The sequence below is a fragment of the Bradyrhizobium sp. UFLA05-112 genome, assembly GCF_053572325.1.
In genome coordinates this window covers 100,273-120,905 of the sequence record NZ_JBANBK010000007.1, presented here as the reverse complement: position 1 = coordinate 120,905, position 20,633 = coordinate 100,273, and the positions used below count along the sequence as shown (strand labels likewise).

At 64.5% G+C, this 20,633-nt stretch carries 21 protein-coding genes and 1 tRNA gene; 13 read left to right on the top strand and 9 right to left on the bottom strand.

Going from position 1 to position 20,633, the window contains the following annotated elements; all coding sequences use genetic code 11:
- Positions 1-77: 77 nt before the first annotated feature.
- Positions 78-344, bottom strand: coding sequence for a conjugal transfer protein TraD (locus SO180_RS06330; protein ID WP_449377958.1), 267 nt, complete (start codon positions 342-344; stop codon positions 78-80).
- A gap of 1 nt (position 345) precedes the next feature.
- Positions 346-672 (bottom strand): conjugal transfer protein TraD, encoded by a 327-nt coding sequence (locus tag SO180_RS06325; RefSeq protein ID WP_449377957.1) that lies wholly within the window; start codon positions 670-672, stop codon positions 346-348.
- Between the two features lie 172 nt (positions 673-844).
- Between SO180_RS06325 and traA the strand changes: the two genes are divergently transcribed.
- The 4 genes from traA to SO180_RS06305 all read left to right on the top strand — a co-directional run bounded on the left by traA (position 845) and on the right by SO180_RS06305 (position 6,296).
- Positions 845-3,856, top strand: coding sequence for a Ti-type conjugative transfer relaxase TraA (gene traA / locus SO180_RS06320; protein WP_449377956.1), 3,012 nt, complete (start codon positions 845-847; stop codon positions 3,854-3,856).
- Positions 3,857-3,983: 127 nt separating this feature from the next.
- A complete protein-coding gene (locus SO180_RS06315; RefSeq protein ID WP_449377955.1) occupies positions 3,984-4,199 on the top strand; it encodes a helix-turn-helix transcriptional regulator in 216 nt (71 codons plus the stop codon).
- Positions 4,200-4,486: 287 nt separating this feature from the next.
- Positions 4,487-4,726, top strand: a complete 240-nt coding sequence (locus SO180_RS06310) for a hypothetical protein (RefSeq protein ID WP_449377954.1) — start codon at positions 4,487-4,489, stop codon at positions 4,724-4,726.
- Positions 4,626-6,296: a recombinase family protein gene (locus tag SO180_RS06305; RefSeq protein WP_449377987.1), complete on the top strand. Its 1,671-nt coding sequence runs from the start codon at positions 4,626-4,628 to the stop codon at positions 6,294-6,296. The genes SO180_RS06310 and SO180_RS06305 overlap by 101 nt, the downstream gene beginning before the upstream one ends.
- On the opposite strand, the gene SO180_RS06300 is transcribed toward SO180_RS06305, so the two are convergent.
- The 4 genes from SO180_RS06300 to mnmA all read right to left on the bottom strand — a co-directional run bounded on the left by SO180_RS06300 (position 6,253) and on the right by mnmA (position 8,780).
- Positions 6,253-6,329: transfer RNA gene (locus SO180_RS06300), tRNA-Met, on the bottom strand. The two genes, SO180_RS06305 and SO180_RS06300, sit on opposite strands and share 44 nt — an antisense overlap.
- A gap of 197 nt (positions 6,330-6,526) precedes the next feature.
- Positions 6,527-6,892 carry a hypothetical protein gene (locus SO180_RS06295; RefSeq protein WP_449377953.1) on the bottom strand — a complete coding sequence of 122 codons (366 nt, stop codon included), beginning with the start codon at positions 6,890-6,892 and terminating at the stop codon, positions 6,527-6,529.
- Between the two features lie 46 nt (positions 6,893-6,938).
- A complete protein-coding gene (locus SO180_RS06290) occupies positions 6,939-7,577 on the bottom strand; it encodes a class I SAM-dependent methyltransferase (protein ID WP_449377952.1) in 639 nt (212 codons plus the stop codon).
- Positions 7,578-7,598: 21 nt separating this feature from the next.
- Positions 7,599-8,780 (bottom strand): tRNA 2-thiouridine(34) synthase MnmA, encoded by a 1,182-nt coding sequence (gene mnmA, locus SO180_RS06285; RefSeq protein ID WP_449377951.1) that lies wholly within the window; start codon positions 8,778-8,780, stop codon positions 7,599-7,601.
- Positions 8,781-9,144: 364 nt separating this feature from the next.
- Between mnmA and SO180_RS06280 the strand changes: the two genes are divergently transcribed.
- The 9 genes from SO180_RS06280 to SO180_RS06240 all read left to right on the top strand — a co-directional run bounded on the left by SO180_RS06280 (position 9,145) and on the right by SO180_RS06240 (position 18,783).
- The gene (locus SO180_RS06280) at positions 9,145-10,740 is read left to right on the top strand and encodes a flagellar hook-length control protein FliK (protein WP_449377950.1); all 1,596 of its coding nucleotides are present in this window, start codon (positions 9,145-9,147) and stop codon (positions 10,738-10,740) included.
- A 12-nt stretch (positions 10,741-10,752) separates the two neighbouring features.
- The gene (locus tag SO180_RS06275) at positions 10,753-11,472 is read left to right on the top strand and encodes a flagellar hook assembly protein FlgD (protein WP_449377949.1); all 720 of its coding nucleotides are present in this window, start codon (positions 10,753-10,755) and stop codon (positions 11,470-11,472) included.
- Between the two features lie 230 nt (positions 11,473-11,702).
- A complete protein-coding gene (gene sciP / locus SO180_RS06270; RefSeq protein ID WP_002714638.1) occupies positions 11,703-11,978 on the top strand; it encodes a CtrA inhibitor SciP in 276 nt (91 codons plus the stop codon).
- 179 nt (positions 11,979-12,157) lie between these two features.
- The gene (gene fliF / locus SO180_RS06265) at positions 12,158-13,780 is read left to right on the top strand and encodes a flagellar basal-body MS-ring/collar protein FliF (protein WP_449377948.1); all 1,623 of its coding nucleotides are present in this window, start codon (positions 12,158-12,160) and stop codon (positions 13,778-13,780) included.
- An 18-nt stretch (positions 13,781-13,798) separates the two neighbouring features.
- Positions 13,799-14,893 carry a flagellar motor switch protein FliG gene (gene fliG / locus SO180_RS06260; RefSeq protein WP_449377947.1) on the top strand — a complete coding sequence of 365 codons (1,095 nt, stop codon included), beginning with the start codon at positions 13,799-13,801 and terminating at the stop codon, positions 14,891-14,893.
- Positions 14,893-15,513, top strand: a complete 621-nt coding sequence (locus SO180_RS06255; RefSeq protein ID WP_449377946.1) for a FliH/SctL family protein — start codon at positions 14,893-14,895, stop codon at positions 15,511-15,513. The genes fliG and SO180_RS06255 overlap by 1 nt, the downstream gene beginning before the upstream one ends.
- A 3-nt stretch (positions 15,514-15,516) precedes the next feature.
- Positions 15,517-15,867: a flagellar motor switch protein FliN gene (gene fliN, locus SO180_RS06250; RefSeq protein WP_449377945.1), complete on the top strand. Its 351-nt coding sequence runs from the start codon at positions 15,517-15,519 to the stop codon at positions 15,865-15,867.
- A gap of 47 nt (positions 15,868-15,914) precedes the next feature.
- Complete coding sequence (gene flbD / locus SO180_RS06245; protein WP_449377944.1) at positions 15,915-17,300, top strand: sigma-54-dependent transcriptional regulator FlbD; 1,386 nt, start codon at positions 15,915-15,917, stop codon at positions 17,298-17,300.
- Positions 17,301-17,634: 334 nt separating this feature from the next.
- Positions 17,635-18,783 (top strand): M20 family metallopeptidase, encoded by a 1,149-nt coding sequence (locus SO180_RS06240; RefSeq protein ID WP_449377943.1) that lies wholly within the window; start codon positions 17,635-17,637, stop codon positions 18,781-18,783.
- A 166-nt stretch (positions 18,784-18,949) separates the two neighbouring features.
- Here SO180_RS06240 and SO180_RS06235 read toward each other — a convergent pair whose 3' ends face one another.
- The 3 genes from SO180_RS06235 to SO180_RS06225 all read right to left on the bottom strand — a co-directional run bounded on the left by SO180_RS06235 (position 18,950) and on the right by SO180_RS06225 (position 20,631).
- Entirely contained in the window at positions 18,950-19,105 is a 156-nt protein-coding gene (locus SO180_RS06235) for a hypothetical protein (protein WP_027523194.1), read from the bottom strand.
- Positions 19,106-19,193: 88 nt separating this feature from the next.
- The gene (locus tag SO180_RS06230; protein ID WP_449377942.1) at positions 19,194-19,775 is read right to left on the bottom strand and encodes a flavin reductase family protein; all 582 of its coding nucleotides are present in this window, start codon (positions 19,773-19,775) and stop codon (positions 19,194-19,196) included.
- Positions 19,776-19,806: 31 nt separating this feature from the next.
- Positions 19,807-20,631, bottom strand: coding sequence for an ATP-binding cassette domain-containing protein (locus tag SO180_RS06225; protein ID WP_449377941.1), 825 nt, complete (start codon positions 20,629-20,631; stop codon positions 19,807-19,809).
- Positions 20,632-20,633 lie beyond the last annotated feature (2 nt).

Genomic DNA, 20,633 nt, shown 5'->3' with positions numbered 1-20,633 from the left:
TCGTTCCTGCTTTCAACGGCACGCTCGAACGTCGCTACTAGTACGCAGTCGTGCGGCTGACGTGTCATTGTCGTGCCTCAACGACGAGTTGCTGGGACAATTAGATGCGCCTGCGTTTGTGTCTCTGGGTCCGCCTCGAACGCTTGTTTCCCCTGTGCCGCCCAAAGCGCCCGCACCCGTTCGTGTTGATCGCTTCTGAGCTTGTCAGCCATCCAGAGCAGCGCACCGAGAATAGTGGCGCGATCATCGCCGGTCAGGTCGACGATCCCGGCTTTGACGACGAGGCCGCCGAGTTCGATGAGGTGTCGCGTGCGCTTGCGGCGCTCGACCTGCCATGTGCGCATGTCATGTCGCGCCCTTGCGGCCTGATGCCGGTTGCGCGCCGCCCGCTTGCGCCGGAGCGCCGTTCGTGTCGCGCTCAGCTGCCGGTGCATTTCGCCGCGACCGTCCTTGAAAGAACGCGGCCCCGCGCCTGGCCCATGCCTCCCTCTTTCCGGCCTCTTTTGTTTCGGCCAGCACGATCAGCGCACCTGCCAGTTCATTGCTGTTGAGTGTGTCAGCCCCGGTGGCGATGACCAGTTCGCCGAGTTGCTGCACCTTGTGGCTCTTGAGGCCGCGCGCTTTGTCTTCGAGCGCTTTCAGTTCCGCGTCAAAGTCTCGTGGCTTGCGCATCATATTCTCCGTAAACTGTCTATGGAGCGATGATAGTTGAGGGACTGGCAGAACGCTGTAACGTCGTCAGGACGGCCTGGGACGCGGTAGTCGCTCCCGAGAATTTTTCGAGGGAGGGCGCGCTTATACGTCGTTCCGACGTGCGCTTCGCTGTGCCACTGATCTGATCGCGATGGCGATCTATCATCTTCACGTCAAGGTCATTGGCCGTAAGTCCGGGTCAAGCGCGGTGGCGTCAGCCGCCTACCGCTCCGCCTCGCGGCTGCGTGACGAGCGGCTGGAGCGTTGCCATGATTTTTCTGCCAAGCGCGGCGTCGTCCATTCCGAGATGGTGCTGCCCGAGAATGCGCCAGAGGCATGGAGCGACCGCGAACGGGTGTGGAACGATGTCGAAGCCTTCGAAATCAGGAAGGACGCGCAGCTTGCCCGCGAGGTGGAATTCGCCATCCCGCGCGAGATGACTGAAGCACAAGGCATAGAACTCGCTCGCGATTTCGTTCGGGCCGAGTTCGTGGATCGGGGCATGATCGCCGATCTCAATGTGCATTGGGACATGGCCGAGGACGGCATGCCCAAGCCCCATGCTCATGTCATGCTGACCATGCGCGCGGTGGACGAGAAAGGCTTTGGCCAAAAGGTGCGGGAGTGGAACCGCACGGAGATGGTGGAGCGCTGGCGCGAACGCTGGGCCGAGCTTGCCAATGAGCGATTAGCCGAGCTCGACATTGACGCGCGGATCGACCATCGCAGCCTTGAAGCACAGGGCATTGCGCTGGAGCCGCAAAGTCAGATCGGCGCGCCCGCTAAACGTATCGAGGTTCGAGGCATAGAAGGCGAAGAGCTCGAAGCCGACCGCGCCGAGATGCACCGCGAGATCGCGCGCGGCAATGGTGCGCGGATCATCGCCGATCCCTCCCTTGGGCTGGACGCAATCACCCAGCAACAATCGACCTTCACGCAGCGCGACATGGCGAAGTTCGCGCATCGGCACAGCGACGGGGTCGAGCAGTTCAACGCGGTGATGGGCGCGATGCGCGGCGCCCCAGATCTGGTCGAACTTGGCAAGGACGCTCGCGGCGAGGATCGGTTCACCACCCGCGAGATGATCGAGGCGGAACAACGCCTACGCCGCGCCGCCGAACTGATGGCGGAGCGGGAACGCCATGAGCTGCGTGGCGTGGACCGCGAAGCCGCCCTGGCGCGTGCGGAAGCGCGCGGCCTTGTCCTGTCGGGCGAACAGGCCGACGCGCTGGCGCATGTCACGGATGGGCGCGATCTTGGGATCGTGGTCGGCCATGCCGGGACCGGCAAGAGCGCGATGCTGGGCGTGGCGCGGGAGGCATGGGAAGCAGCGGGCTATGAGGTCAGGGGCGTGGCGCTGTCCGGCATCGCGGCAGAAAATCTCGAGAGCGGATCGGGCATTGCGTCGCGCACCATTGCCAGCATGGAGCATGGCTGGCAGCAGGGCCGCGACGAGCTTACGACCCGCGATGTGCTGGTGATCGACGAGGCGGGCATGGTCGGCACGCGTCAGTTGGAGCGCGTGCTGTCCCATGCGGCAAAGGCCGGCGCGAAGGTGGTGCTGGTCGGCGATCCCAAGCAGTTGCAATCCATCGAAGCCGGCGCGGCGTTCCGCTCGATCCACGGGCGCCATCGCGGCGCCGAAATCGGCGAGGTGCGCCGCCAGCTGGAGGATTGGCAGCGGGACGCCACGCGTGATCTCGCCAACGGCAGAGCCGGCCATGCGCTTGAGGCCTATCGCTCCCACGGCATGGTGCATAAAGCCCAAGCTCGCGGGCAGGCCCGCAACGAGCTGATCGACCGCTGGGATCGCGACCGGGAGGCATCACCGGATCGGAGCCGGATCATTCTAACTCATACCAACGATGAAGTTCGCGCACTCAACGAGTCAGCGCGCGAGCGAATGCGGGCTGCGGGTGATCTGGGCGATGACCTCCGCCTGACGGTTGAACGCGGCGCGAGAAATTTTGCCAGCGGGGATCGCGTCATGTTCCTGCAGAACGAGCGCGGCCTTGGCGTGAAGAATGGCACGCTCGGGACCATCGAGCAGATCAGCACGCAATCCATGACCGTGCAGACTGACGATGGCCGATCCGTCCGCTTCGACCTCAAGGATTATAACCGGATCGACCATGGCTATGCGGCGACGATCCACAAGGCGCAGGGCATGACGGTAGACCGCGCCCATGTGCTGGCGACGCCAGGCATGGATGCCCACAGCAGCTATGTCGCCCTGTCGCGGCACCGCGACGGCGTGGACCTGCATTATAGTCGTGACGACTTTGCCAATCAGGACCGGCTGGTCCGCACCCTGTCGCGCGACCGGGCCAAGGACATGGCCTTGGACTATGAACGAGCCGACGCGGCACAGAGCTTTGCCGAGCGGCGTGGGATCACCTTTCGAGAGCGCGTGGCCGAGATCGTTCGCAAGGTCGTGCCAGAGAAGGTACGCAACATGCTCGAGGGGTTGCGCCCGCTCGTAGATGTGTCCGGCCCGGATAGCGGACAGAGGCCGGAACGGGAGATGCCGGAAAGGGGCAGGAGCGATCTGCCGGCCGAGCGGCGCGCAGCCAAAGTGCCGGCAAAGAACGTGGCGCAAGATCCGGACGCGGAAGCGCGGCGCCTGCGCACGCGGGCGCTGGTGCGCCATGCCCGCGCCGTGGATGCGATCTTCGAGGCGCAGGAGACGGGCGGCAAGGCGAGTCCCGACCAAGTGAAAGAACTACAGAAGGCTCGCCGGATCTTCGAGGACGTCCGGCCCTACGGCTCGCATGATGCCGAAGCCGCCTACAAGAAGAACCCGGAGCTTGCCCACGAGGCCGCTGGCGGACGCATCAACCGCGCCGTCCGCGCCCTCCAGCTTGAAACCGAACTGCGCATCAATCCGGGCCGCCGCGCCGACCGTTTCGTGGAGCGCTGGCAGGAGCTCGACCAGACCCGCCTGCGCCAATATCAGGCGGGCGACATGTCCGGCTACAGGGCCACGCGCTCGGTCATGGGCGATATGGCGAGAAGCCTCGAACGCGATCCGCAACTAGAATCCGTCCTCGCCAACCGCAAGAGGGAGCTTGGCATCGCGTTCGACTCAGGCCGCCGGCTTGGCATCGAACTCGCGTTCACACACGGCATCGACCTCGGCAGAGGCCGCGGCATCGAAATTTGACCCATCCATTTGCGGCCGTCTGCACGCCACGGTACGGCGACGCGAGAAACTCTGTTGCGCGACGTAGCGGCCTGTCCTGTCTGGTCTCAGGAGCAGTCAGAAACAGCCAGCAGGAGGCAGCACAGCCATGCGAGAACCAGATCGTATCGTCCGCTTGAAGACCGTCCTTGCCCGGACCGGGCTGTCCCGGTCAACCATCTACCGCAAGATCGCTGAGGGCACTTTCCCGGCCCAAATCAAGATCAGCGTCAACGGCACCGGCTGGCACGAATCCGACATCAACCGCTGGATCGCTGATCCAGTCGGATGGCGTCCGAAACGCGAGTTAGATAAAGTCCAGTGAGTCGGTCGATACCCGCAACCGGCGGCCCATCTCCTCTGCTGTTGGCTGAGGGTGAAACCGGATCGGGGCCAGGCCGTAAGGTCTGGCACTATCGCGCAGCCGCTTTGCGGTTTGACCGATCTGCCGCTCATAACACTCTGATTGCAGGTCGCAACTCTGCCCCAGATAGCATCACCTGTCCGTTTCGTCTCTTATGATATCCAATTCTACGATCGAGCGAATGCGTTGTGCCCTTTCTTAAATGAGCGCTGCATCCTGCTCGGATGAAGCGCGCGAGAATGAGGGGAGTGGTTGATCGGGTATCGCGGCGAGCAACCTCAAGCGAAATAGATCCCATTCTGATCAAATTTGTTGAAGCACTTGCAATTGCCGACGCTAGACGCGATCATCTTTTTGAAAGCGAGCGTCTGATGAAAAACCATCTTGATGCCGCTGGCGAGATGCGCATCAGCGGTGGTATTCAAAATGAAGCTCGCAGCAATATATGCTCGGTTCTCGACCGAGCTTCAAAACGAAAAATCGACTGAGGATCAGATTGCTCTATGCCAGGCCTATGCGGCCCGCCATCAACTCAATGTCGTTGCGACTTTTGAGGACAAGGCTCGTTCTGGTGCCTCGGTATTCGGCCGTGATGGCTTGATGCAGCTGATGGATGCGGCGCGCCAGCGCCTTTTCACGGTCGTCATTGTGGAAGCACTGGATCGGCTTTCACGTGACATGGAAGATTTGGCCGGCATCCACAAACGGTTGTCTTTCCAGGGGATCGAAATCCAGGCCGTCCATGACGGCACTGCGGATTCTATCTTGATTGGGATTCGAGGCCTCGTAGGACAGATGCAGCGAGAAGACGGAGCGAAGAAGGTCCGTCGCGGTATGGCCGGCGTGGTACGCGATGGCCGGCACGCCGGGGGTCGCGCCTACGGATATCGATCGATTCCCGGCAAACCCGGTGAGCTTGAAATCGTGGAAGAAGAGGCTGCCATCATCCGGCGTATTTTCGTGGCGTATGCTGGGGGACGAACACCTCGCGAGATCGCACACGATCTCAACCGAGAAAACGTTCATCCACCGCGGGGGCGGCGATGGAACGCATCGACGATTAACGGCAACGCCCAACGTGGTGCTGGGCTCATCTTCAACGAACTCTATGCCGGCCGGATCGTCTGGAACAAGGTCCGCATGGTCAAGGATCCTGACACCGGGAAGCGACTGTCTCGCCCGAACTCTCGTGACGAGTGGCAAAGCATCGATGTGCCTCAACTACGGATCGTCGAACAGTCAGTTTGGGAGCAGGCTCTGGCTCTGAAGACCGAGAAGAGCCATTTGGCGAGCCACGTTAAGCGACGTGCACCGCATCTCCTCTCTGGCCTCCTTCGCTGCGGATGTTGCGGATCCGGCATGTCGGTTCACGATCGTGACAAGACCGGAAAGACCAGGATTCGCTGTTCGGCGGTTCGCGAGAGCGGGAGCTGTTCAAATCGCAGGATCATCTACCTGCGCGATATCGAAGGGCTCGTACTCAGTGGTATGGCCGAGGAATTAAAGGATCCGCAGCTGATCGAGACTTATGTGCGCAAATACAACAGTGAACGAGAGCGGCTTGCGGGGAACGCGGTCGCGGTTCGCGCGCGACTGGAGGCGAAACGTGATCGGATCGAAGGCGAGCGCCAGCGCAACATCGATCTTGTGATCAAGTACGTGATCTCCGAAGAGGATGCCAAGCTGCGGATCGCGGAGTTAAAGGAGGAGCGATTGCGCGTCGAGGCCGAGTTGGCCGCGCTCGAAGAGGCCCCCGTCCCCATCGCTCTCCATCCGGCGACCCTCGACCGCTACATCAACACTGTGAACGCGCTTGCCGAGACAATGGCGGACCATGCCGGCGCAGACGACGATCGCGGTTCCTTGATCGACGATTTTCGGGCGTTAGTGCACAGCATCACCCTCTACCCGAAGGGACCATGGCAGGGCTTCGAAGTCGAGGTGAAAGGTAAACTCGCCGCCCTAATCGGCGGGGAAGTCTTTCCGCAGGCCCACCATAATAGTGGGTCATACGTGGTAGCGGGGGAGGGACTCGAACCCCCGACCCCAGGATTATGATTCCCGTGCTCTAACCAGCTGAGCTACCCCGCCACAGGGCTCGCGGGGCCGAAACGGCCGATCTCGCGAACGCGCGGCATATAAGGAAGGGGGCAGCGGGCTGTCAAGCAAGGTGGCCGCCCAGCGCGCCCTTTTCGGCACCAGACTCGTAGAAGCTCCCTCACCCGAAATTCGCGCTCCGTGGAGTTCGGCCTCTCCCCCCGGATGTGGGGAGAGGTGAAGAAATAGGCCTACTTCGGCCTCACATTGGGGTCGCCGCCAGGGCTGCCGGGGGGCGGGATGATCGGGGTTTTGCCGACCTCGGGCGCGGGGGCGCGCATTTCGGGATCGACGCCGGAGGGCGGGCACAGCACGCCGTCGGATTTGGCCAGTTTGTCACCGAGCGGTTCCCGAGCCTGGCCGGTGGTCTGGCCGTCGGGCCTCACCGTGCCGCGGGGCTGATCGCTCTGGGTCGGCGTGCAGTCGCTGGCGCGTTGCGGGGGCGGCGGCGCGGTCGCCTGTGGCGGCGTCGCCGGGCTGGGCGGAGCCTGAGCCATCGCGGTGCCTGAGGCCGCTATCAGGAGGCTTGCAAGGATGAGCTTTGATGTCGTGCGCATGAGACGGAAACGCGCGGGGATATGCGCATGTTCCAGCCAGCTACGTTCACGATTTGCGGTAGCGGATCAGCGAAAAGTGGCCCATCGGCGGCATTGGGCGCCGTTCGGCGAGCGTGATGCCGCCGTGGCGCTTCTGCCAGTCGACGAGGCGGTCCCAGGGAAACTCGGGGCGCCAGCCGAGCCGGCGCGCGAGCGGTGCAAAGGCGAGTTCGAAGATTTTTCGCGGTCCGCTCTCGGCGCCGATGTGATTGACGAGGATCAATTCGCCGCCGGGTTTCAACACACGCACGAATTCGTCGAGCGTACCTTCGGGATCGGGCACCGCGGTGATGACGTATTGCGCAACCACCGCGTCGAAGAAGGAATTGGGGAATGCGAGGTTCTTTGCATCCATCACGCTGAGCACCTCGACATTGCCGAGCTTTTCCGCGCGCACACGCGCCTGCGCCTTGCGCAGCATCGGCTCGGAAATGTCGACGCCACAAATTTTCGTCGAGCGCGAATAATCCGACAGCGACAGGCCGGTACCAACGCCGACGTCGAGGATGCGGCCACCGATCTTGTCGGCCTCCGCAATGGTCGACTGGCGTCCCGCGTCGAACACCTTGCCGAAGACGAGATCGTAGACCGGCGCCCAGCGGCCATAGGCCTTCTCGACCCCGGCGCGCGAGATATCTGCTGCCATGCCCCCTGCCCTATAAAGATTTTAACCGCGCACCGCTTCCGCGAGCGGCCGCGCCGCATCGCTTGCGATCTTCGCGGCCGCGCTCTGGATAAAGCCGCCGCCGAGCACGCGCGCCTGCCCCGATGGCGCGTCGTAGAATACGCAGGCTTGTCCCGGCGAGACGCCCTCTTCGCCCGCAACCAGCTCGACCTCGTAATGGCCGTTGCCGCCGCGCAGCCACGCTGGCTGCGGCGCGCGGGTCGAGCGCACGCGCACGAACATTTCGAGGCCGCCGCCGATGGCCCGATCGATATCGCCGTCGCCGATCCAGTTGACGTCGCGCAGCACGATACGGTGCATCTTCAGCGCATCGCGCGGGCCGACCACGACGCGGCGGGTCGCGGCCTCGAGCCGCACCACGTAGAGCGGCGAGCCGGAGGCGATGCCTAAGCCCCGGCGCTGGCCGACGGTGAAATTGGCGATGCCGTGATGCTGGCCGATGACGCGACCATCGAGATCGACGATGTCGCCGGGCTCCATCGCATTGGGGCGCAGCCGCGTGATGATGTCGGTGTAGCGCCCGGTCGGCACGAAGCAGATGTCCTGGCTGTCATGCTTGTCGGCCACGCTGAGGCCAAAGCGGCGGGCGAGCTCGCGCGTCTCGGTCTTGGTCATGTCGCCGAGCGGGAAGCGTAGATAATCGAGCTGCTCGCGCGTGGTCGCGAACAGGAAATAGCTCTGGTCGCGCTCGCTATCTGCAGCGCACACCAGCGCGCGGGAGCCGTCGGCAAGGCCGCGCGAGGCGACATAGTGACCGGTGGCAAGCGCGACCGCGCCGAGTTCGCGCGCGGTCTTCAGGAGATCGCGGAATTTGACGGAGCGGTTGCACTCGATGCACGGCACCGGCGTCTCGCCGAGCGCATAGCTGTCGGCAAAATTGTCGATGACGGATTCGCGAAAGCGGTCCTCATAGTCGAGCACGTAATGGGGAATGCCGAGCTTGGCGGCGACATCGCGCGCGTCGTGAATGTCCTGGCCGGCGCAGCAAGCGCCCTTGCGATGGGTCGCCGCGCCATGATCGTAGAGCTGGAGTGTAATGCCGACAACGTCATAGCCCTCGGCCTTCAGCAGCGCAGCCGTCGTCGAGGAGTCCACGCCGCCCGACATGGCGACGACGACCCTGGTGTCCTGCGGACGGCCTTTGAGATCCAGACTGTTGCGCATGGTTCCGGCTGTTGAAGGCGACTTGCGGCGGAAGTGTTCCGCTGATCCCGCGTTGATCGGTCGGGAAAGGGACGGTCTCAGGGAACGGGAATAGTTCCACGAGTCGGCTTGCCCGGTCGAAAGCGGCTGAGAGCTACCCTTTAATATAGGCCGTATTCCCCTGAAGCAATCGCAGGGGAGGCTTTCGCCGGGCGCTTAGGGCAATTCTTGCCGGGAGGCAGAAATGGGCTGGGCTTCGGAGGCCTTCCTGGCGTCCCGCCCCATGTATTAAGTATTTGATCTTGTTGTATAAAGCAATACTTAGCCTGGCTGGCCCGCTCCTTGCTAACCCCTTGTCCTGAGTTTCATTTCAAGGGGCGTGTCCGTGGTCAGCGTGACGTCAGATGTAGCCGCAAGCGTGTCGGTCCAGACCACACCGCCAAAACCTGCCCGCTCGCAGGGGGCTGCGGCGAACGACCAGTTCGGTGCGCTCGTCGACAGTAACACGACGGCTGCCGGCAGCACGCCGAGTACGACCTCCGACCCGGCGCCGCGCCGCACCGACAGCTCCTCGTCGTCCTCCTCCGACAAGAGCACGCACGACACTTCCTCGAGCGATCCGTCGTCGCAGAGCAGATCGACTGACGCGACCGACAGTTCGACGTCTGCCGCCACCGACACGCCCGCCGATCCCGCCAAGGCGCCCGACAAGACCAAAGGCAGGTCGGACGCCTCCGGCACGAAATCGACCGAAAAATCCAATGACAGCAAGGGCGACAAGACCGAGGACACCGACGGTGTCGCCGCCGCCATTCAGGCCGATCCCACGCAGGCAGCCGTGGCGTCCACTACGCCTGATCCGAACGCCGTCATCGTCGCGGCCCCGGTCGTGCCGGTCGATCCGAACGCGGCCGCCAGCCAGGCGGCCAGCAATTCAAACTCTCCGCTGACGATCGCCGCCGCTGGGATCGCCGCGAGCGCCTCGACCGCGGCGCAGATCACTGCGCCGGCCGTCCAGACCGACGCAACCGGCAACAAGACCGCCGATGCCGGCACCGCAGCGAAAGCGGCGCTGACGGATGCGGCCGCCAGCGAGACGGCCGGTGCTTCGCCGACCGATCCGCAAACCCAGGGTGCGCTGACCGCCACTGTCGCACAGGCGACGCCCAAGACGTCATTCAAGGCCGCCGCCACGACGCAGCAGAACACCGACGTTTCCAATCTCGGGCAGGATACGAGCAAGACGAGCACGACCGGCACGGCGTCCAACCAGGCGCCGGCAACTGCAACCACGGCCGCGCATCCTCAAGCCGCCAAGCCGCAGGTCGAGGGCAACACGACCGAGGCCAAGGCCGACGTATCGGACAAGACCGCTTCGGCTGCACCAGGCACGGCACCGACGCACGACCACGCGGCCAGCACTCAGGCGCTGACCAGCACGACGGACACCGGCGCCCAGGCCGCTGCCGCCGTGCAGGCGCCGCAGACCACGACGACCTCGGTCGCAGGCGCATCGACGGCGACGCTGACCGCGACCGCCGCCACTTCCACAGCCGTGCCGATCAGCGGGGTGCCGGTCGAGATCGCCGCGGCCGCGCGCGCCGGCAAGACCAGGTTCGACATCAGTCTCGATCCGGCCGAGCTCGGCCGCATCGACGTGCGCATCAACGTCGACCGCAACGGACAGGTTACCTCGCATCTCACCGTCGAGAAGCCGGAGACGCTCTCGATGCTGCGGCAGGATGCGCCGCAATTGCAGCGCGCGCTCGACGATGCCGGCCTGAAGACCGGCAGCAACGGCCTGTCATTCAGCCTGCGCGACCAGAACTCGTCCGGGCAGAACTCGAGCAACAACAACGACAATGGCAGTAATGCCCGCCGGCTGATCATCAGCGACGAGGACGCAGTGCAGGCCGCACCCGTGGGACGCGGCTACGGCCGCATGCACGGATCGAGCAGCGGCGTCGATATCAGAGTGTGAGGAGTATTCGACATGACCACAACGAATGCCGCCACCGCCCCGTCAGTGGTTTCAGGCACGACCCAGACGTCATCCTCGTCATCCTCGTCGAGCTCCAGCCTGAGCTCGACCACGGGATCGACGCTGGCGGGCAATTTCCAGACCTTCCTGACGCTGCTCACCACGCAGCTTCAGAACCAGAATCCGCTTGATCCGCTCGACACCAACCAGTTCACCCAGCAGCTGGTGCAGTTCGCCGGCGTCGAACAGCAGCTCAAGACCAACGATTCGCTGTCCCAGCTCGTCACCCTGCAACAGACCACGCAGGCAACGCAGGCGCTGGGCTTCGTCGGCAAGACCGCCGTGGTCGATGGCACCACCGCGACCATGACGAACTCGTCGGCGACCTGGCACCTCAACGTGCCCTCCAGCGCCACGGTCGATATTTCGATCGCCAACTCCAGCGGCCAAACCGTGTTCACCGGCAAATATACGGCCGGCGCCGGCGCCGACATTCCCTTTACCTGGAACGGTCAAGGCAATGACGGCACGCAGTGGCCGGACGGCAAGTACACGATCTCGGCGACCGGCCAGGACGCTTCGGGCAACAATGTCGGCGTCGCCGCGCAGGTGCAGGGCACGGTGAATTCCGTCGACCTGACCCAGTCGCCGCCGCTGCTCTCGATCGACGGCAACAGCTACACGCTGAGCCAGGTGAAGAGCATCGTCGCGACCAGCAGCACGAGCAACTAAGGCGGCGCGCTTCGCCTGACGCGTCGTGGTTGCGCGCCTCGTTCGTTAGTAAAGTATTTACGAAGACCCCCGCCCGGCCGTCTGAAAACGTGTTTTCAGCCCGCCGGGCCGATCGTGTTCCAGCCATTTTCAACGAGAATTGTATTGAAGCCTTAGGCTTAGCCAATTTTTAAGCCGACCGGCGTAGGGTTTCGGCGTGAGTTCAGTGGTTGAGAGTTTGTGAGTACGCCATGACAGAACCCCATCGCCCGAGGGTGAAATACGTCATCGGGCCGGACGGCAGCCCTTTGACGATCGCGGACCTGCCTGCACCGGGGACCAAACGCTGGGTCATCCGACGCAAGGCCGAAGTTGTTGCCGCGGTCCGCGGAGGCCTCCTTTCCCTCGAGGAAGCCTGCAGCCGTTACACCCTGACAGTCGACGAATTCCTCTCCTGGCAGTTTTCCATTGACCAGCATGGTCTTGCCGGACTGCGCACCACGCGCATCCAGCAGTATCGCCAGTAGGCGATCTGGAAATTCGCCAAGTTTGACGCAAATCGGCCTCGCTCTGCGAGGCCGATTTTTTTCATGTCGCCACTTTTGTCCCACCTCTTAATCTTCGTTAACCATATCGAAACCATCACCTAGGCAATAATTGCCCAGTCGGCTTGCCGGTTGCAGGCCGAATCTGGCGGGGCGATTGCTTGCAAGGTCTGTTGGACTTCCTGAAAGGTATCGGCGCCGCCCGGTTCGGGGCCATGATCGCGGTCACCGCCGCGCTCATCGGCTTCTTTGCCTTCGTCATCATGCGCGTGACCACGCCGCAGATGACGACGCTGTTCACCGACCTCAGCGTTGAAGATTCCTCAAGCATTATCAAGGATCTGGAACGCCAGGGCATCCAGTTCGAGCTGCGCAATGAAGGCACCATCATCATGGTGCCCAAGGACAAGGTCACGCGGCTGCGCATGAAGCTCGCCGAGGGCGGCCTGCCCAAGGGCGGCGGCGTCGGCTACGAGGTGTTCGACAAGTCGGACGCGCTCGGCACCACCAGCTTCGTCCAGAACATCAATCATCTGCGCGCGCTGGAGGGTGAACTCGCCCGCACCATCCGCGCCATCGACCGGATCCAGGCCGCCCGCGTCCACCTCGTCCTGCCGGAGCGTCCGTTGTTCTCGCGCGAGGCGCCGGAGCCGTCGGCCTCGATCGTGGTGCGGGTCCGCGGCTCGCTGGAAGCGCAGCAGATCCGAGCCATCCGCCATCTCGTCGCCTCCGCCGTCAACGGATTGAAGCCGCAGCGCGTCTCGATCGTCGACGAGTCCGGTCAGTTGCTCGCCGATGGCGCGGCGACCGATCCCGACCAGGCGCTCGGCGACGAGCGCCGCACCGCGTTCGAGAAGCGGATGCGCAAACAGGTCGAGGACATCGTCTCCTCGGTGGTCGGCTCGGGCCGCGCCCGGGTGCAGCTCTCCGCCGATTTCGACTTCAACAAGATCACCCAGACCTCCGACAAGTTCGATCCTGAAGGCCGCGTGCTGCGCTCGAGCCAGACCCGCGAAGAGCAGAGCATGACCGCCGACAACAACGGCCAAGTCACTGTCAATAACGAGCTCCCCGGCAACCAGCAGAACAGCGGCGTCGCGGCGAAGGACCAGAGCAAGAAGACCGAAGAGACCAACAATTACGAGATCTCTCGCACCACCAAGACCGAGGTGACCGAGGCCGGCCGGGTCAACCGCATCTCGGTCGCGGTGCTGGTCGACGGCATCTACACCAAGAACGACAAGGGCGAGCTCGCCTACACCGACCGCACCAAGGAGCAGCTCGACCGTATCGCCACGCTGGTGCGCTCGGCGATCGGCTTCGACCAGAAGCGCGGCGACCAGGTCGAGGTCGTCAACCTGCGCTTTGCCGACGCGCCCTCGACTGCCCCGATCGCCGAACCATCGGGCTTCCTTGGCACGCTCCAGTTCACCAAGGACGACGTGATGTACTTCGTCGAGCTCGGCGTGATGATGCTGCTCGGCCTCGTCGTGATGTTCATGGTGATCCGGCCGCTGGTGAAGCGGATCCTTGCCTCGGACGAGGTCGCAGCCCTGACCAGCGCGCTGAGCGCCCCTGCGCTGACCAACGAATCCGCTTCCGCCTCGGGCGGCGGCCACGCGCTGGTCCCGAGCGGCAACGCCACGGCGAGCGCGATCGACGTCGCCACCATCCAGGGCCAGGTCCACGCCCAGTCCGTTCATCGCGTCGGCGAGCTCGCCGAGCGCAACCCCAACGAAACCGTCGCCATCATCCGCCAATGGCTGAGCGAACCCGCGAAATGATTCGAGAAGTGAACTGACATGGCCGCCTCCTTGCAAAACGCCAACTCGAACGACATCACCAGCGTGATCTCGACGCTCGCACAGCGCGCCGGCAACCGAGCCAAGGACGGCAGGTCCGAGCCGCTAGCGGGACCGAAGCGCGCCGCAATCCTGATGCTGGCGCTCGGCGAGCAATATGGCGGCAAGATCTGGTCGCTGCTCGACGACGAGGAGGTGCGCCAGCTTTCGCTGGAGATGTCCACCCTCGGCACGGTCGAGGTCGACACGGTCGAGGACATGCTGCTCGAATTCGTCTCGCGCATGTCGGCTTCCGGCGCGCTGATGGGCAATTTCGACGCCACCGAGCGACTGTTGCAGCAATACCTGGCGCCGGAGCGTGTCAACGGCATCATGGACGAGATCCGCGGCCCTGCCGGGCGCAACATGTGGGAGAAGCTCTCCAACGTGCAGGAAGAGGTGCTCGCCAACTACCTCAAGAACGAATACCCGCAGACCATCGCGGTGGTGCTGTCCAAGCTCAAGCCCGAGCATGCCGCGCGCGTCCTCGGAATCCTGCCCGAGGAGCTGGCGCTCGATGTCGTCAACCGCATGCTGAAGATGGAGGCGGTACAGAAGGAGGTCATCGAGAGCGTGGAGAAGACGCTTCGCGTCGAATTCATGTCAAACCTGTCGCAGACCCGCCGCCGCGACGCCCACGAGGTGATGGCGGAAATCTTCAACAATTTCGACCGCCAGACCGAAACCCGCTTCATCACCTCGCTGGAAGAGGAGAACCGGGAATCGGCCGAGCGCATCAAGGCCCTGATGTTTACCTTCGACGACCTCGTCAAGCTGGACTCCGGCTCCGCCCAGACATTGATGCGTAACGTCGACAAGGACAAGCTCGCCGTCGCGCTGAAGAGCGCCAACGAGGACGTCCGCAACTTCTTCTTCGGCAACATGTCCTCCCGCGCCGCCAAGATGCTCCAGGACGACATGGCGGCGATGGGACCGGTCCGCCTGCGCGACGTCGACGAGGCGCAGGCGCTGCTGGTCAATCTCGCCAAGGATCTCGCTGCCAAGGGCGAGATCATGCTGACCAAGAACCGCGCTGACGACGAATTGGTGTACTGATGGCGGCGCCTGCGAAATTCCTGTTCGACAACGACTTCTCCGCGCCCGACCGGACGCGCGAGAAGGCCGCGAGCGCAGCCGAGGTCGCGCAGAAGATCGCGGCCGCCGAGGCGCGCGCCTACCAGGCCGGCTTCGACGCCGGACAGCGCGAGGCCAAGGCCGAGAGCGACCGCCGCGTCGCGCTTGCCATGGAGGAGATCAACATCTCGGTCAGGGGCATCGCCTCGGGCATCGGCAATATCGAGGCCAGGATGGAGACCGAGGCGGTCGACGTCGCGGTCGCGGTGGCGCGCAAGCTGTGCGCTGACCTGATCGCCGCCGAGCCGCTCGGCGAGATCGTCGCGCTGGTCAAGGACTGCTTCTCGCACCTCGTCGCGACGCCGCACCTGGTCGTCCGCATCAACGACGCGCTCTACGAGAGTGCACGCGATCGGATCGAACGGCTCGCCAAGCAGAGCGGCTTCGAGGGCCGGCTGGTGATCCTGGCCGAGCCGGAGATTGCGACCGGCGACTGCCGGATCGAATGGGCCGATGGCGGCGTCGTGCTCGAGCGCGGCGCCATTCTCGGCAAGATCGACGAACTCGTCGGACGCTATATCGCGTCCCGCAAGGGGAACTAAGCCATGAGTGACACCGACGGGCAGGTCCCGCTTCCCGATCTCAACGGCCCGATGCCGCCGACCGGCACCGATGTCGGCTACAACGAGGACGAATACGCAGCCCGCGTCGCCGCCGACCTCGAGGCCGTGTTCGACGTGCCGGTGCAGGTCTCCGCCGTGCTCGGCCGCTCCAAGATGGACGTCGGCGAGCTGTTGAAGCTCGGTCCCGGCACCGTGCTCGAGCTCGACCGGCGCGTCGGCGAGGCCATCGACATCTACGTCAACAACCGCCTCGTCGCCCGCGGCGAGGTGGTGCTGGTCGAGGACAAGCTCGGCGTGACCATGACCGAGATCATCAGGACCGAACGCAGCTAATCGGGGAATGACGCGCGGCAGCGCGAACAGACGGACAGGAGACTGACATGCGGCTTCTCATCGTTGGCACACTGAAGGGCCAGCTCACCACCGCCACCAAGATCGCGATGGAGAACGGCGCCACCGTGACCCACGCCGAGGACCACGAGCAGGCGATGCGCGTGCTGCGCGGCGGCAAAGGCGCCGACCTGCTGCTGGTCGACGTCGCCCTCGACATCCGCGATCTCGTGATGCGGCTGGAAGCCGAGCACATCCACGCTCCCATCGTCGCCTGTGGCATCACCAACGACGCTCGCGCCGCGGTCGCCGCGATCCACGCCGGCGCCAAGGAATACATCCCGCTGCCACCGGAGCCGGAGCTGATCGCCGCCGTGCTCGCCGCGGTCGCCAACGATTCCCGTGACCTGATCTATCGCGACGACGCCATGGCGCGCGTGGTCAAGCTCGCCCAGCAGATCGCGGGCTCGGACGCCTCGGTGATGATCACCGGCGAATCCGGCACCGGCAAGGAAGTGCTGGCGCGCTACGTCCATACACGCTCGGCCCGCGCCAAACGCCCCTTCATCTCCATCAACTGTGCCGCGATTCCCGAGCATCTCCTGGAATCCGAGCTGTTCGGTCACGAGAAGGGCGCCTTCACCGGCGCGGTCGCCCGCCGCATCGGCAAGTTCGAGGAGGCGACCGGCGGCACGCTGCTGCTCGACGAAATCTCCGAGATGGATGTCCGCCTGCAATCAAAACTACTCCGCGCGATCCAGGAGCGCGTGATCGACCGCGTCGGCGGCACCAAGCCTGTCCCCGTCGACATCCGCATCATCGCGACCTCGAACCGCAACCTTGCGGAAGCGGTGCGTGAAGGCACCTTCCGTGAGGATCTGCTGTTCCGCCTCAACGTCGTGAACCTGAAGATCCCACCGCTGCGCGAGCGCCCCGCCGACATCCTGGAGCTCGCCCAGCACTTCGTGAAGAAATATGCCGAGGCCAACGGCGTGCCGCTGCGCCCCATTTCGGCGGAAGCGCGCCGCGTGCTCTCGACCAACCGCTGGCAGGGCAACGTCCGCGAGCTCGAGAACACCATGCACCGGGCGGTGCTGATGGCGCAGGGCGACGAAATCGGCGCTGACGCCATCATCACGCCGGACGGCGACCGCCTCGACGTCGCGCGCACCGCGCCAGCGGTGGCACACGCCACGATGGCCGCCGAACAGGTGACGCGGTCGCTGGTCGGACGCACCGTCGCCGACGTCGAGCGCGATTTGATCCTGGAGACGCTGAAGCATTGCCTGGGCAACCGGACCCATGCCGCCAACATCCTCGGCATCTCGATCCGCACGCTGCGCAACAAGCTCAACGAATATGCCGACGGCGGCATCCCGATCCCGCCCGCCGGCACACCGGGCGAATACCCACGGATGCCGGCAATGGGGGTGTGAGAGAGCTTTCAATTGCTGACGACGTAGATGCCCGGGCCAAGTCCCGGGCATTTCTTCTTGGGTGTAAGGCAACCCGCGCGCCACGCTCACGGTGTCGTCCTGGCGAAAGCCAGGACCCATTATATCCCAGGGAGGAGTTTGGCGAAGACTCGTCGTTCGGTACGCCCACCCCGCACAATCGATAGATTCCGCGGTATGGGTCCTGGCCTTCGCCAGGACGACGTCGGGGGAGACCGCGCTTCAATCACCGCCATCATGGCGGGGCCGCGTTCTCCGACTAGGTCATCGGTGCGACAGGCCCTATAACCGCGCACGAGAACCACGCGAGGTGACAATGTCTGAGGGTCAAATCACGGATTGGCTGGCATCGCAGAAGCAGGCGATGATCGACCTGTTGCGCGAGGTCGTGAACATCGATTCCGGATCCTACGACAAGGCCGGCGTGGACGCGGTCGGCGCGCGCTTCGAGCGGCATTTTGCCGAGCACGGCATTTCGAGCTGGCGCGAGCCGAACGACACCTATGGCGACGCGCTTCATGCGATCGTGGCCAAGCCCGGCAGCAACGAAAAGCCGATCCTGCTGATGGGGCATCGCGACACGGTGTTCGGCAAGGGCGAAGCCGAACGACGCGCCTTCACCATCAAGGACGGCCGCGCCTATGGCCCGGGGGTCGCCGACATGAAGGCAGGTCTCGTCATGAACGTGTTCGTGGCCGCAGCCTTCCAGAAATTCGGCGGCAGCCCGCACCCGATCAAGGTCCTGATCACCTCGGACGAGGAGATCGCATCGCCCTCGTCGCGGCCAGTGATCGAGCGCGAGGGACGGTCCGCGCGCGCCGTCTACAATTCCGAGCCGGGACGACCGACCGGCAACATCGTGACCAGCCGCAAGGGCGGCATCTTCATGCACCTTGCGGTCACCGGCAAGGCCGCGCATTCCGGAGCGAATTTTGCGGCCGGCGTCAGCGCGATCGGCGAGCTCGCGCACAAGATCGTTCATATCCACGCGCTGACCGATCTGACCAAGGGAATCACCCTCAACGTCGGGCTGATCTCTGGCGGACAGTCCGTGAATACGACGGCGCCTTATGCCGAGGGCCAGATCGATCTGCGCTATGTCGAGCCGAGAGATCGCGACGCGGTGATGGCCGCGATCGAGAAGATCGTCGCCACCTCTTACGTGCCTGGCACGAGCGCCACCCTGACGATCAAGGGCGAGTTCGTGCCGGCGGTTCAGAGCGAGGCGTCGAAGACGCTGTTCGACGGTTACCAGGGTGCCGCACGTGACGTCGGGCTGACCACGCTCACCGGCGAGTTCTCCGGCGGCTGCGCCGATTCAGGCTTCACCGCCGCCGTGGGCACGCCGACGATCTGCGGCCTTGGCCCGGTCGGCGGACTTGCGCACACGCCGGAGGAATATCTCGAGCTCGACAGCATCGTGCCGCGCGCGCAGGCGCTGGCGCTGGCGATCTTGCGGAGTTGATGGTTGCGCAGTTCGTAAGGCGGGTTAGCTCTCGTAGGGTGGGCAAAGGCGCGCTTGCGCCGTGCCCACCATCTCTCCATGATTTGCGAAAGAAGAGGTGGGCACGCGGAGCCTGTCATCGGGCGCGCATTCGCGCGACCCGGTGGCTTTGCCCACGAGATCCTCCTCACGAATAGCTCGGCGCGTCGGGATTGCGGAAGATGTGGATGGGGTCGCCGGGCACGATGTGCCGTCCGGTGAACATCGCATAGGCGTAGAGCGCGAGATACGCGATCGCGAGCGCGCCGACGGCATAGAAGGCCCAGGTCGCAACGCGTTTCATGCCGGCTCCATCGCCTCCTACGGGAGGCTCTGGCAGGGCTTCTAGATCGAGAGAAACGAAAAGGCCAGCCCGGAAGGCCGCCGGGCGGTCAGATGACGCCCCGGCCCCGCGTGGGAACACTGACCTCGGCGAGCCTCGCCGCGTCCTCATCCAGGTCGACCGCGACGTACTGTCCGTGCCAATAGGCGAGCGCCGCGCTGCGGCTCGAGCTCCTGATATCGCGCACGCGGCCGATGACGATGCCATGCGAGTGGCGCTCGACGATCTCCTCGACCTCGCAATCAAGGGCGCTCAGCGCGCCGGCGAGCAGCGGGACGCCGGAGACGGCCGTCACCCAGTCGCTGCCGGCGAAGCGGTCGGCGCCCTTCAGCCCGCCCTTGCCGGCAAAGCGCTCGGCAATGTCGAGCTGGTCGGCGTTAAGGATGTTCACGCCGAAAGCGCCGTGACGCCTGATCAGCGGGAACGAGGAGGCGTCGCGGTTGATGCTGACCAGCAGCGTCGGCGGATCGACCGACAGCGACGTCACCGAAGTCACCGTCATGCCGGTGATGTCCCTGCCGCGGCCGGCCGTGATGACGCTGACGCCACCAGTGAGGTGACGCATGGCGCCGCGGAAATCGGCGGAGGAGATATTGGTGTCGGTCATGATATGGCGGGCAATCACGTTCATGGCATGCTCCCTGAATCAGGGCTCCTGTTATCTAGGTACGATCGTCCGCCGAGAGAAGATGGCGCAGGATCGAGCCTTCGAGGCCCGCGAGCTCCACCGAGCCGCGCTCGCGCGGCCGCGGCGCATTGACCGTGACATCATGCGCGATGCGACCTTCCTCAATCACGAGCACGCGATCGGCCAGCGCAACGGCTTCCGCGACGTCATGCGTCACCAGGATCGCCGTAAAACCCTGGTCGCGCCAGACTCGCTCCAGGAGTCGCTGCATCGAGATGCGGGTCAGGGCGTCCAGCGCGCCGAGCGGCTCGTCGAAGGCGAGCACGCGGGGCTGGCTAACGAGCGCGCGCGCCAGCGCCACGCGCTGCTTCTGGCCGCCCGACAACACCGAAGGCCACTGGTCGCGCTTGTCGGCGAGCCCAACCTCGCTCAACGCGCGCTCGGCGCGCGGATGCGCATCCGACGAGGCGCGATCGCGCCCGAGGCCAACCTCGACATTCGACAACACGCGCGCCCAGGGCAACAGCCGCGGCTCCTGGAACATCACCCTGATATCCTCGGGCCGCGCTGCCTCGCCGAAGCTGATGGCTCCGGCATCGATCTTGTCGAGACCGGCGATCAGCCGCAGCAGCGTGCTCTTGCCGCAACCGCTCTTGCCGACGATTGCAACGAACTGGCCGGCGGGAATGTGCAGATCGATGCCGCGCAGCACCTCGTTGTCGCCAAACGATTTGCGCAAGCCGCGGATGGTGAGCGACAGGCCGGGTGTCGGCTGGTCCTGGCGCGCGACGCGTGCCTGCGGGGCGAAGCTGGCGCGCTCGGCACGTTCGGCCTCGGGAAGAAGAAGGGCTGTCTGCATGT

Bases quoted from the DNA above. Each gene is read 5' to 3' on its own strand.
- sciP (WP_002714638.1), top strand. From the start codon at position 11,703: ATGACAGAACCCCATCGCCCGAGGGTGAAATACGTCATCGGGCCGGAC.
- SO180_RS06330 (WP_449377958.1), bottom strand. From the start codon at position 344: ATGCGCACATGGCAGGTCGAGCGCCGCAAGCGCACGCGACACCTCATC.
- SO180_RS06290 (WP_449377952.1), bottom strand. From the start codon at position 7,577: ATGGCAGCAGATATCTCGCGCGCCGGGGTCGAGAAGGCCTATGGCCGC.
- SO180_RS06275 (WP_449377949.1), top strand. From the start codon at position 10,753: ATGACCACAACGAATGCCGCCACCGCCCCGTCAGTGGTTTCAGGCACG.
- fliN (WP_449377945.1), top strand. From the start codon at position 15,517: ATGAGTGACACCGACGGGCAGGTCCCGCTTCCCGATCTCAACGGCCCG.
- SO180_RS06230 (WP_449377942.1), bottom strand. From the start codon at position 19,775: ATGAACGTGATTGCCCGCCATATCATGACCGACACCAATATCTCCTCC.
- flbD (WP_449377944.1), top strand. From the start codon at position 15,915: ATGCGGCTTCTCATCGTTGGCACACTGAAGGGCCAGCTCACCACCGCC.
- SO180_RS06315 (WP_449377955.1), top strand. From the start codon at position 3,984: ATGCGAGAACCAGATCGTATCGTCCGCTTGAAGACCGTCCTTGCCCGG.
- mnmA (WP_449377951.1), bottom strand. From the start codon at position 8,780: ATGCGCAACAGTCTGGATCTCAAAGGCCGTCCGCAGGACACCAGGGTC.
- SO180_RS06255 (WP_449377946.1), top strand. From the start codon at position 14,893: ATGGCGGCGCCTGCGAAATTCCTGTTCGACAACGACTTCTCCGCGCCC.
- SO180_RS06240 (WP_449377943.1), top strand. From the start codon at position 17,635: ATGTCTGAGGGTCAAATCACGGATTGGCTGGCATCGCAGAAGCAGGCG.
- SO180_RS06295 (WP_449377953.1), bottom strand. From the start codon at position 6,892: ATGCGCACGACATCAAAGCTCATCCTTGCAAGCCTCCTGATAGCGGCC.
- SO180_RS06235 (WP_027523194.1), bottom strand. From the start codon at position 19,105: ATGAAACGCGTTGCGACCTGGGCCTTCTATGCCGTCGGCGCGCTCGCG.
- SO180_RS06325 (WP_449377957.1), bottom strand. From the start codon at position 672: ATGCGCAAGCCACGAGACTTTGACGCGGAACTGAAAGCGCTCGAAGAC.
- SO180_RS06225 (WP_449377941.1), bottom strand. From the start codon at position 20,631: ATGCAGACAGCCCTTCTTCTTCCCGAGGCCGAACGTGCCGAGCGCGCC.
- fliG (WP_449377947.1), top strand. From the start codon at position 13,799: ATGGCCGCCTCCTTGCAAAACGCCAACTCGAACGACATCACCAGCGTG.
- traA (WP_449377956.1), top strand. From the start codon at position 845: ATGGCGATCTATCATCTTCACGTCAAGGTCATTGGCCGTAAGTCCGGG.
- SO180_RS06305 (WP_449377987.1), top strand. From the start codon at position 4,626: ATGCCGCTGGCGAGATGCGCATCAGCGGTGGTATTCAAAATGAAGCTC.